Genomic DNA, 11,028 nt, shown 5'->3' on the forward strand with positions numbered 1-11,028 from the left:
GCCCCGATTGTTTTTGCGCCCCCACCCTCTTTCGTCTTGTCAAGGCGTCTTTCCAGCCTTGACAAGGCGAAAGAGGGTGGGATAATTGGCGCAATCGGGGGTTCCCCCCAAAGTCAAGCCCCACCCAAAACATGCTCCCGAAACGCCACCACAGCAGGCGGCAACGAACCCCCCACCCTCCACCCCAACGCGAACGTCCTCCCAGCCCGCGGCGAAACAGCCACCTCCACCACCCCCGCCCCAGCACTCAAGGACCGGGTCAACAACGCCACCCCCAACCCAGCCCCAACCAACCCCCTCAACGTCTCAATCTCCTGCCCCTCGAACGTCACCCGAGGCACAAACCCAGCAGCAGCACACAACTCGTCAGTGATCTGCCGCATCCCATACCCGTGCTCCAACACCACAAAATCCTCATCGACCAACTCCGCCACCCGCACGGACTCCCGCGAAGCCAACCGATGCCCAGCAGGAACGACCAACACCAACTCCTGCTCCAGCAAGAACGCCACCTCCACCCCAGGCGAATCCGGCGGAGGCGCCACGATCACCAGATCGATCTCCCCCCGGTCCAACTGGTCCAACATCTCCTGCCGAGAGTTCTGCACCAGCCGAAACCGCACCAGCGGATGCGCCTCCCGAAACCCCCGCACCAACTCCGGCACCACCGACCGCCCCAACATGTGCAGGAACCCCAACACCACCTGCCCACGCTCCGGATCCACCTCTTCGGAGGCCTGCCGCCACCCGGCCTCCATCACCCCCATGGCCCGCTCCGCAGCCTCGGCCAACAACCGCCCGGCCCGCGTGAGCCGCACCCCCCGCCCCACCCGCTCCACGACCGGGGCCCCAAGTTCTTCCCCCATCGCAGCCAGCCACCGACTCACGGTCGGCTGCGGCAACCCCACCACCTCGGCGACTTTCGTGATGTGTTCCTCCTGCGCCAACGCCCGCAGAACGGCCAACCGAGGAGCCAACGCCATCTCATCCATCACCGTATGAATATTGCCCCATTCTCGCATTGGACGCATGAGTTAGCGTCGAAGACGTGACACGCAAAAGCCGAATCACACTCGCCGTGACCGCCGCGGGCCTGGGCTCGTTCGCCCTCCTCTACGCCCCGCAACCAGTGCTCCCCCAACTGGCAGCCGACTTCCACCTCACCCCCGGCGGGGCCTCCCTGGCGATCAGCGCGGCAACGGGCGCACTCGCGATCGTGGTCATCCCCATCGCGATGCTCTCCGAACGAGTGGGCAGAAGACGCGTGATCGTCGCCGCCGTGACGGCAGCGGCCCTGACCGCCCTCCTCCTCCCGTTCGCCCCCTCCTTCGAGGCCTTGATCGCCCTCCGCGTGATCCAAGGCATCGCCGTAGCTGGCGTCCCCGCCGTAGCGATGGCCTACCTGGCCGACGAGGTGGGCCCCGCGGGCGTAGGAGCCGCCATCGGCGCACTCATCGCGGGCAACAGCGCGGGCGGCATGATCGGCAGGCTCATCTCCGGCATAGGCGTCGACTGGCTCGACTGGCGCGGCTCACTGGCAGCCGTCGGCGGCCTGGGCGTGATCTGCGCAGCGGTAGTGGCGACAGCCCTCCCCGCTGACAGCCGAAAACCCACCAAAGCCCCCCGCGGCGTACGCGCCGCGATCCACGACCGAGTCCTGCTCTGCCAGTACGCCATCGCCGCCCTGGCGGTCAGCGCCTTCATCTCCCTCTACAACGCCATCGGCTTCCGCCTGGCCGCCCCACCCCTGGACCTCCCGGCCCGCTTCGCCGCCCTGATCTTCCTCGCCTACGCCGCAGGCGGCGTGTGCTCAGCGGTAGCAGGCCGCCTGGCCGACCGTCTAGGCCGAGCCCCAGTCGCCCTAGCCGCGCTGGCCGTCACCGCGACCGGAGCCCTCCTGACACTGCCCGACTCCCTACCATCCGTGGTCCTCGGCCTGGCCCTCTTCACCGGCGGCTTCTTCGCCGCCCACTCCGTAGCCAGCGGATGGGTAGGAGCCCGCGCTCCGGCCAACGCCAAGGGCCAGGCATCCGGCGTCTACCTCTTCGCCTTCTACGTCGGCAGCAGCATCGGCGGCACAGCAGGCAGCACCGCCTTCGGCGCCTGGGGCTGGGGCGCATTGGTCGCCCTCGTCATCGGCTGGCTAGCCCTCGCCGGAGCAGCCGTGGCGATCGCTCAGAAGTCCAGCGGCACCGTGGCAGCCCCGTCGACCGGCTTGACCGACACCTTCCCCACGATCGGCAACGTCACCGTGCCCTCGACGACCTCCAGGGTCGCCGACTTGACGTCAGCAGGCACCTCCACGACCAGCGCCACCGGGAACGGACCCCCGTCGTAGCGAACGCCGACCTGCGGCGCCTCCGACCCGTCCGGGAGCTTCACCTTGAACAGGCCCTTGGTCACGTCACCGCCGACGGTGTTCGGGAACCCGTCCCCCTTGGCGCTGATCCGCAGCTCCAGCAGCGCCTTGTCCGGCGCGGACGCCGTCACCACCTGGTACTCGCCGTTGACCTTCACCGGTCGCTGCCGACCCAGCCGGACTCCGAGCGCCTTCAGCTCACCGGCCTTGCCGTTGACCTCGATCTTCTGCTTCACGTCCGCGGGCTTCTCCGGGCTGCCCGCGCGCCGCAGCACGGCGGGGATCTCGGTGGTGGCCTTGCCGCTCGGCAGTTCGACGCGCTGTTCCAGGGACTTGGTGCCGATGGTGTTCAACGCCAGCGCCTCGACGGGCGCGTCGCCCTCGGGGGTCGCCGACACCGTGTAGACGACGAACACGGTGTCGTTCTCCGGCAGCCGGTCGGCGGGGAGTTGCCTGCGCCTGCCGGGCAGTTCCAGTGCCAGCTCGGACGGCTGCGGCGTGTAGCCCTGCCACGGGAGCTGGTCGAACGCCGGGTCGGTGGCCAGCAGCCGCTCGACCTTCAGCCGGAGGACCCGGAGCTGGAGGCCGGGGCCGGGCTTGAGGACGCTCTTGTCGCTGCGGAAGCTCTCCGGGGACCCGAAGCCCGTCGCCGTCGCACTGAGCAGGTCGTCGCGGACCATCAGGTTCGGGGCGGCGGCCAGGCCGAGGTCCTCGTTGGTCCGCTTGCGGTCGTCGGGCAGCACGGCGAGGAAGTCCGGGCCCGCCTCGGTGCTGTCGGCCTCCTCCTTGTTGGGGTCGGACTCCTTGCCGTCGGTCCGCACCAGCGAGCCGACCGGCGAGCTGCGCGTGCCCTGCTCGGGCACCTGCGGCGGCTGGACCTCGAACCGCACGCCGCTCTCCTCCTGCGCGACCTCCTTGAGCGGCACGGGCACCCAGTCGGCCGAGGCCGCGGTGCCCGGCACCTGCACGGGCCCGCACCACAGCCGGGTGTCGACCTCGGTCTCGGTGTTGGTCCGGGCGAACCAGCAGTCGACGGGCTTGCTGCCGGTGCGGGCCACGTAGCCGAAGTTCAGCGTGAAGGCCATCTCCTCCTCGGCCTGCGCCTGGAGGAGCTGCCCGTCGAGGACGTGCTTGCCACCGATGGTCAGCTTGGCGGGCTCCGGCGCGCTCTTGGCCGGTGGGGTCGCGCAGCCCGCCGCGGCGACCGCCACGGCGACGAAACCCAACAAGACGCGTCCGAACCGCACAGCTGGTACCCCCGGTAGATGGGTGAATGCCCTACTACCGGGTTAAAGGCGAATACCGGCCGTCACGGTTGCACACGATGGAGTGTGACGCAGGTCACTCCACTGATCCCCGCTGGTGAGAGGTCTAAGTGTGAACAGCCCCTCGGTAGACCTCGACGGTCTGCTCGGCCACGGTCGCCCACGAGAACTCGTCCACGGCCCGCTGCCGACCCGCCGCGCCGAACGCGGCCGCCCGCTCCGGGTCGGCCAGCACCTCGTTGATCGCGTCCGCCAGCTCGGTCCGGTACTTCGACGTGTCCGCCTCGTCGTAGTGCACGAGCAGGCCCGTCCGGCCGTGGTCCACGACCTCGGGGATCCCGCCGACGTCCGACGCCACGACGGCCGTCCCGCAGGCCATGGCCTCCAGGTTCACGATGCCCAGCGGCTCGTACACCGACGGGCACGCGAACACCGCCGCGTGGCTGAGGATCTGCCGCACCTCGGCCGGTTGCAGCATCTGCTGGATCCAGAACACGCCCGAGCGGACCGCGGCCAGCTCGGCGACCGCCAGCCGGGTCTCCTCGGCGATCTCCGGGGTGTCCGGCGCGCCCGCGCACAGCACGACCTGCGCCTCGGGCGAGATGTGGTGGGCGGCCGCGACCAGGTGCCCGACGCCCTTCTGCCGGGTGATCCGGCCGACGAACGCCACGATCGGCCGCTCCGGGTCGATCCCGTGGCGCACGAGCGCGTCCGTCTCGGTCACCGGGTGGTAGGCCTCGGTGTCGATGCCGTTGCGCACGACGTGCACGCGCGCCGGGTCGAGGTCCGGGTAGCAGGACAGCACGTCCAGCTTCATGCCCTCGCTGACCGCGATGACCGCGTCCGCCGCCTCGTACGCGGTCTTCTCGACCCACGACGAGACGCGGTAGCCGCCACCCAGCTGCTCGGCCTTCCACGGTCTGCGCGGCTCCAGCGAGTGCGCCGTCACGACGTGCGGCACGCCGTGCAGCAGCTTCGCCAGGTGACCGGCCATGTTCGCGTACCAGGTGTGCGAGTGCACCAGCTCCACACCCGCCACCGCCGCGGCCATCTCCAGGTCGACCGACAGCGTCCGCAGCGCCGCGTTCGCGTTGTCCAGCCCCGGAGCGGTCTCGTGGGCCTGCGCGTCGGGCCGGGGCCCGCCGAAGCAGTGCACGTCCACGTCGATCAGCTCGCGGAGGCGCGGCACCAGGAATCCCACGTGGACTCCGGCTCCGCCGTACACCTCCGGGGGGTACTCCCGTGTCAGCAGTCCTACTCGCACGGGCGTCACCGTAACCCCGGAAGTGGGGCAGCCGGGTGAACGAATCCGGAAAACGTGAGATCCGCCCTGCTCCACCGTTGGTGGGGCCGCTTCCGCACCGTTAGGGTCAGCGTGTGAAAGGGCAGCCGCACGTACTCGGAATTGTCCTGGCAGGCGGGGAAGGGAAGCGGCTCTGGCCGCTGACAGCCGACCGGGCCAAACCCGCGGTGCCGTTCGCGGGCAACTACCGCTTGGTCGACTTCGTGCTGTCCAACCTCGTGAACGCGGGCATGGTCAAGCTCTGCGTGCTGACGCAGTACAAGTCGCACTCGCTCGACAAGCACATCTCCACCACGTGGAGGCTGTCGAACGTGCTCGGCCAGTACGTGACGCCGGTGCCCGCGCAGCAGCGGCTCGGTCCGCGCTGGTACACCGGGTCGGCCGACGCGATCTTCCAGTCGCTCAACCTCGTCTACGACGAGCGGCCGGAGCACATCGCGGTCTTCGGCGCGGACAACGTGTACCGGATGGACCCCGGCCAGATGCTGGAGCAGCACGTCGACAGCGGCGCGGGCGTCACGGTCGCGGGCATGCGCGTGCCGCGCGCCGAGGCGAAGGCGTTCGGCTGCATCGACTCCGACGAGACGGGCCTGATCACCCAGTTCCTGGAGAAGCCGTCGGACCCGCCGCACGTGCCGGACGACCCCGAGGTCACGTTCGCGTCGATGGGTAACTACATCTTCACGACCGAGGCGCTGCTGGACGCGCTCCGGTCGGACGCCGCCAACCCGGACTCCGACCACGACATGGGCGGCGACATCATCCCCATGCTGGTCGACGCGGGGAAGGCGCACGTCTACGACTTCGCGGACAACGTGGTGCCCGGCGAGAGCGAGCGCGACCGCGGGTACTGGCGCGACGTGGGGACGATCGACGCGTACTACGAGGCGCACATGGACCTGGTGTCCGTGCGGCCCGTGTTCAACCTCTACAACCAGGCGTGGCCCATCCGCACCGCCACCCCGCCGCTGCCGCCCGCGAAGTTCATCGCCGGGGGCAGCGCGGAGGACTCGATGGTCGGGCCCGGCTCGATCATCTCCGGCACGATCCACGGGTCGGTCATCAGTTCCGACGTGGTCGTGGAGGTCGGGTCGGTCGTGCAGGGCAGCGTCCTGCTGCCCGGCGTGCGGATCGGCAAGGGTGCGGTAGTCCGAAGGGCCATCCTCGACAAGAACGTCGTGGTCCCCGACGGGGCGTTGATCGGCGTCGACCAAGCGATGGACCGCCAGCGCTACACGATCAGCGCCGGTGGCGTCACCGTCCTGGGCAAGAACGTACGAGCTGAATAGGGCTACTTCTGCTTCTTGGCGGCGACCAGCAGGCCGTCGCTGAGGGGCAGGAGTACGGGCACCAGTCGGTCGTCTTCCCTCACCGACCGGGCAACCTCGCGCATGGCCGTCGTGTCCTGGTCCCGGTTCGCCGGGTCCACGACGCGGCCGTTCCACAGCACGTTGTCGAACGCGATCACGCCGCCGGGGCGCAGCAGGCGCACGCCCTCGTCCAGGTAGCGCGGGTACTCGGCCTTCGCGCCGTCGACGAACACCAGGTCGTAGGCCCCGTCGGTGAGCCTCGGCAGCACGTCCAGCGCGTGGCCCATGATCAACCGGGTACGGCTGACCTGGATCTTCGCCTCGGCGAACGCCTTGCGCGCGGCCCGCTGGTGCTCCGGTTCGACGTCGATGGACGTCAGCACGCCCGCCGTCGGCATCCCGCCGAGCAGGTAGAGGCCGCTCACGCCCGCGCCCGTTCCGACCTCGACGACGGCCTTGGCCTGGAGGGCGGCGGCCAGGAAGCGCAGGGCGGCTCCACCGCCGCTGCCGATGGGCACGCAGCCCAGGTCGACACCCCTGCTCCGGGCGGCCGTCAGCACGTCGTCCTCGGGGAGGAAGTGCTCCACGTAGTCCCGAAGCGGCGAATCCGGTGTCACAAGCCAGGAGGTTAGCGCCGCAAGGGGTGAAATCGGGTGAACCCGCCGTGAAGTGGACCGCCGTTGCGCGCCGAGGGGCACCCGTCCGGGTGTCATCGGCAACCCGGATGGGTACATCGGGATTCTCAGCGTGCTCTCAGGGGACTCTCACGATGGTTATAAGCAAGCCGGGCACGCTGGGTGCCACGAGACAGAACACGGGAACACCGGGGACCGATCCCACGTTGACCTGTGCACAGGGCTAGCCAGCCCACTGGAGGTGCTTCACCGCCCGATGCGCACGCAGCCGACTTCGCCGGTGGCGTTGTCCCCCGCCGCCCCCACGCCGACCGTCGCCCCCATCGAGTCGGCGGACTGGACGCCGCCCTCGTGGGACGAGGTGGTCCGCGAGCACGCCGACCGGGTGTACCGGCTGGCCTACCGCTTGACGGGCAACCAGCACGACGCCGAGGACCTCACCCAGGAGACGTTCATCCGGGTGTTCCGCTCGCTCGCCTCCTACAAGCCGGGCACCTTCGAGGGCTGGCTGCACCGCATCACGACCAACCTCTTCCTCGACATGGCCCGCCGCCGCTCGCGGCTGCGCATGGAGGGGCTGCCCGAGGACACGGACCGGCTCGCGGGCGACGACCCGAGCCCCGAGCAGGTCTACTCCGACACGCACCTCGACCCGGACCTCCAGGCCGCTCTCGACGAGCTGCCGCCGGAGTTCCGCGCCGCCGTGGTGCTGTGCGACGTGGAAGGTCTCTCCTACGAGGAGATCGGCGCGACCCTCGGGGTGAAACTGGGTACCGTGAGGAGTCGGATCCACCGGGGCCGCCAGGCCCTTCGGGCCGCGTTGGAACGCCGTCGGGAGCAAGTGCTGGAGGACTCTGCATGACCGACCTGCGAGGTTGGGGATTGTCGGAGCAACACCTGCTGCCGGACGTGGTGGTGGCCTTCGTCGACGGCGAGCTGTCGTCGACGGCGCACGGTCGCGCCACCGCGCACCTGGCACGCTGTCCGCTCTGCTCGGCCGAGGCCGCCTACCAGCAGCAGGCCCGCCTCGCGGTCCGCGCCGCGGGGATGCCCAACTGCGCGTCGGGGTTCCTCGACCGGCTGCGGGCGATCCCGCAGGAGGCCGACCTGCCCAGCGCCCCGGACGGCTTGGCCGTGACCGAGGACGGGCAGCTCGTGACGGTGCTCCGCCCGGACCGCGCGCAGGCCGCTTTCGGCTCGGGTCCCGTGCTCGGCTCGTCCCGCCCGCTCGGCGCCGGGTCCTCGGTGCTCGGGCGCTTCGGCGCGCGTCGGGCCCGCAACAGCGCGGGCGTCGTCGTGTCGGGTCTCATGCTCGGCGCGCTGGTGCTGGTCACGCCCGCGGGCGAACCGACGCCGCAGGCTCGTCCCACCCCCACCGTGAACCCCGGAACCCCCACCGTGGCGGTCCAGCAGGCGAGTGCCGTCGGGCCGTTGCAGCACGACGAGAACGACCGTCTTGACCTGCTCCGATCGGTGGCGCACGGCCGGTGAGGACCCGCGTACGCGGACTTCACCGGGCACCAGGCAGGCTTGCCCCCATCTTGAGGTAGACAGCGGAACCACTCGGGGAGCGATGAGCCAGCCAGATCAGGGCAACGGTCACACGCCCGCGACCCCCGTCTCGGGTGTCGACGACGGGGATCACCGCAGGCTCGCGCCGCGGCCCCTGGACCGGCCATCGGTCGATCCCTCGCTCACCGCTGTGTTCGGACGGCCCCAGGGCGTCGAGACCGCGTTCGACGGCAGGCGCGTGAACGGCTCCACGCCGCCCATGCCCGCCGCCCCGCCTCCGCCCGAGGCCCTGTCCACCGCGTTCGGCCGCCCACCCGGCGGCGACGACCTGAAGTTGCAACGCCCTCCCGGCGCGGACCACGGCGTGGACCCGGACATCGACCCCGTCTTCTGGGACGGCAAGCCCGCCGGTGACCCGTGGCGCGATCCGGGGTCCGGCGCGGTCATCGGACCGCCCGCCGTGGGCGAGAAGTCCGGAGCGCCGTCCGGGGAGAAAGCCGTTCCCGGTCCGCAGTTGAGCGTTCCCGAGCTGCTGTTCGGCCGTCGGGTGAAGCCGATGGGCCTGGTGCTGCTGCTGGTCGCGGCCCTGCTCGTGGGCACGGCCGGTGGACTCGTCGGCTGGCTGTTCGGCAGGGCGGGCAACCCGCTGACCGACGGCGGCGTGACGCTGGCCGAGGTGAAGCCCGCGAAGGAACGCCCCGTGGGCTCGGTGTCGGACATCGCGAAGCGGACCACGCCGGGCGTCGTGTCGATCGAGTTCAAGGGCGCGAACGTCGCGGGCGTCGGCTCCGGCGTGGTGATCGACGGCGACGGCTACATCCTCACCAACGACCACGTGGTCGCCCCGGCCGTGCAGGACGCGTCGGCGAAGCTGACCGTGGTGTTCACCGACGGCAAGCGGGCCGTGGCCCGGATCGTCGGGCGCGACTCCAAGACCGACCTCGCGGTCGTCAAGGTCGAGGTGACCAACCCCACCGTGATCCAGTTCGGCAACTCCGACGACCTCCAGGTCGGCGACTCGGTGATCGCGATCGGCTCGCCGCTGTCGCTGTCGAACACCGTGACGCAGGGGATCGTGAGCGCGTTGAACCGCCCGGTCACCGCCGCGGGCGAGAACGGCGGGCCGCAGGTCACCTACGACGCGATCCAGACCGACGCGGCGATCAACCCCGGCAACTCCGGCGGCGCGCTGGTGGACTCGTCCGGTGCGCTGGTGGGCATCAACTCGTCGATCCAGACGCAGACCGGCAACTCGGTCGGCCTCGGCTTCGCGATCTCCGGCAACTACGCCAGGAAGATCTCCGAAGCGTTGATCCGGACCGGCGAGGTCAAGCACGCGGACATGAACGTGAACGCCCGCTCGGCCTCCGCCGAGACCGCCGAAGGCGCCCAAGTTCAGAACGTGCCCGCGGGTGGCGCGGCCGCCGGCGCGGGGATCGTCGAAGGCGACGTGATCACGCGCGTGGGCGACCGGATGGTGCGGAACGCCGCGGAACTGACGGTGGCGGTGCGCGAACACGAGATCGGCGAGACGGTCCCGGTCGTGCTGGCCCGACAAGGACGCGAACTGACGGTCCAGGTCACACTCAAGTCTGACTGAGGACCAGGTCCGCGAGGGCTAATCTGGCTTCAGGGCTAACGGTGGAGGCGCCGACGTGTTCGACAGCATCGGGTGGGTGGAGATCCTCATCATCGTGGTCGCCGGGTTGTTCATCCTGGGGCCGGAGCGGTTGCCCGAAGCCGCGGGGTGGGTGGGGCGGACGATCCGCCAGGTGCGCGACTACGCGACCGGGGCGCGCGAGCAGCTGAAGCAGGAAATGGGGCCGGAGTTCGAGCAACTCCGGAAGCCGTTGGAAGACCTGCGGGAGTTGCGGAACTTCGATCCGAAGAAGGCCGTGACCAAGCACCTGTTCGACGACCCTGAGCCTGCGGAGAAGCCGAACGGGTATCCGGTGGCGTCGCCTACGCCGGTGGAGAGGCCGTTGAACCCTGGGGAACGCGCGCCCTACGACCCGGATGCGACCTGAGGGTTGTTGGTTCCGGCTCGCCGCTTCTGAATCGCGGGGATGGTTTCGACTCGCTGGGTCGGTTCCCGGTGGTCTGGGGCGACTGCCGGCGTCCGTCCCGACCGGCTTGGCCGGGGGCCCGGTGGTCTGGGGTTCCTCGGTTGTCTTGGGCCGTTCAATTCCGTGGGTTGGTCTTGGACCGCTCGACTCGCAGCCTGGTCCAGATCGCAGCCCCGGCCTCTGACTTGGGCTGGTCAGCTGTTTGGGGCTTTCCTTCGGGCTTTTCCTGTCCCCTCGGGTTCCTGGCTTTCGGAGCCGGTGGGTTTGTCGCCTGATCGGGTGAGCCGGTTTTTGTCGGTGCTCGGTTGTACCTTGTGTATTGGGGGGTCTCGCTCGATGGGGGACCTCTTGGAGGTCTGCCTTGGGTGCCTGACTGCGGCTTCCGTGCTGGTCAGGGGTGCGTCGCTGCGGTTTCAGCGTGGTTGAGTGGCAGCTGGTCGGCTCGACGTGGTCGGGCTGGCGGCGCTCGTTCCAGCGGGGGCGGGTCGGTGGCTGCGATTTCCAGCGTGCTGTGGCCGATTTGACATGGGGACCCCTCATTTCGGCCTTTGTCGGGCTCAAAAGGCGGTCCAAAGAGA

Annotated in this window: 9 protein-coding genes; 6 read left to right on the forward strand and 3 right to left on the reverse strand. The window is 69.9% G+C overall.

Going from position 1 to position 11,028, the window contains the following annotated elements; genetic code table 11:
• Window positions 1–113: 113 nt before the first annotated feature.
• Entirely contained in the window at window positions 114–992 is an 879-nt protein-coding gene (locus ACFWW9_RS44060; protein WP_390389263.1) for a LysR family transcriptional regulator, read from the reverse strand.
• Between the two features lie 56 nt (window positions 993–1,048).
• On the opposite strand from ACFWW9_RS44060, the gene ACFWW9_RS44065 reads away from it, so the two are divergent.
• A complete protein-coding gene (locus ACFWW9_RS44065; protein WP_390389266.1) occupies window positions 1,049–2,338 on the forward strand; it encodes an MFS transporter in 1,290 nt (429 codons plus the stop codon).
• Between the two features lie 1,392 nt (window positions 2,339–3,730).
• Here ACFWW9_RS44065 and glgA read toward each other — a convergent pair.
• Window positions 3,731–4,888: a glycogen synthase gene (gene glgA, locus ACFWW9_RS44070; protein WP_390389268.1), complete on the reverse strand. Its 1,158-nt coding sequence runs from the start codon at window positions 4,886–4,888 to the stop codon at window positions 3,731–3,733.
• 113 nt (window positions 4,889–5,001) lie between these two features.
• On the opposite strand from glgA, the gene glgC reads away from it, so the two are divergent.
• The gene (gene glgC, locus ACFWW9_RS44075) at window positions 5,002–6,216 is read left to right on the forward strand and encodes a glucose-1-phosphate adenylyltransferase (protein ID WP_390389271.1); all 1,215 of its coding nucleotides are present in this window, start codon (window positions 5,002–5,004) and stop codon (window positions 6,214–6,216) included.
• A 2-nt stretch (window positions 6,217–6,218) separates the two neighbouring features.
• Here glgC and ACFWW9_RS44080 read toward each other — a convergent pair whose 3' ends face one another.
• Complete coding sequence (locus ACFWW9_RS44080) at window positions 6,219–6,854, reverse strand: O-methyltransferase (RefSeq protein WP_390389274.1); 636 nt, start codon at window positions 6,852–6,854, stop codon at window positions 6,219–6,221.
• Window positions 6,855–7,128: 274 nt separating this feature from the next.
• Here ACFWW9_RS44080 and sigE point away from each other — a divergent pair, with 274 nt between their 5' ends.
• The 4 genes from sigE (at window position 7,129) to tatB (ending at window position 10,411) form a co-directional block, all read left to right on the forward strand.
• Window positions 7,129–7,734: an RNA polymerase sigma factor SigE gene (sigE, locus tag ACFWW9_RS44085; protein WP_245886140.1), complete on the forward strand. Its 606-nt coding sequence runs from the start codon at window positions 7,129–7,131 to the stop codon at window positions 7,732–7,734.
• Complete coding sequence (locus ACFWW9_RS44090; RefSeq protein WP_390389276.1) at window positions 7,731–8,363, forward strand: zf-HC2 domain-containing protein; 633 nt, start codon at window positions 7,731–7,733, stop codon at window positions 8,361–8,363. Before sigE ends, ACFWW9_RS44090 begins: the two co-directional genes overlap by 4 nt.
• A gap of 82 nt (window positions 8,364–8,445) precedes the next feature.
• Complete coding sequence (locus ACFWW9_RS44095) at window positions 8,446–9,984, forward strand: S1C family serine protease (RefSeq protein WP_390389278.1); 1,539 nt, start codon at window positions 8,446–8,448, stop codon at window positions 9,982–9,984.
• Window positions 9,985–10,039: 55 nt separating this feature from the next.
• Window positions 10,040–10,411, forward strand: a complete 372-nt coding sequence (gene tatB / locus ACFWW9_RS44100) for a Sec-independent protein translocase protein TatB (protein ID WP_390389279.1) — start codon at window positions 10,040–10,042, stop codon at window positions 10,409–10,411.
• Window positions 10,412–11,028: the final 617 nt, after the last annotated feature.

The organism is Umezawaea sp. NPDC059074, from assembly GCF_042738955.1.
Taxonomy (GTDB): domain Bacteria; phylum Actinomycetota; class Actinomycetes; order Mycobacteriales; family Pseudonocardiaceae; genus Umezawaea.

What these genes read in the sequence shown, in the direction of transcription:
- ACFWW9_RS44090 (WP_390389276.1), top strand. Translation starts at nt 7,731, where the DNA reads ATGACCGACCTGCGAGGTTGGGGATTGTCGGAGCAACACCTGCTGCCG.
- sigE (WP_245886140.1), top strand. Translation starts at nt 7,129, where the DNA reads ATGCGCACGCAGCCGACTTCGCCGGTGGCGTTGTCCCCCGCCGCCCCC.
- ACFWW9_RS44060 (WP_390389263.1), bottom strand. Translation starts at nt 992, where the DNA reads ATGGATGAGATGGCGTTGGCTCCTCGGTTGGCCGTTCTGCGGGCGTTG.
- ACFWW9_RS44095 (WP_390389278.1), top strand. Translation starts at nt 8,446, where the DNA reads ATGAGCCAGCCAGATCAGGGCAACGGTCACACGCCCGCGACCCCCGTC.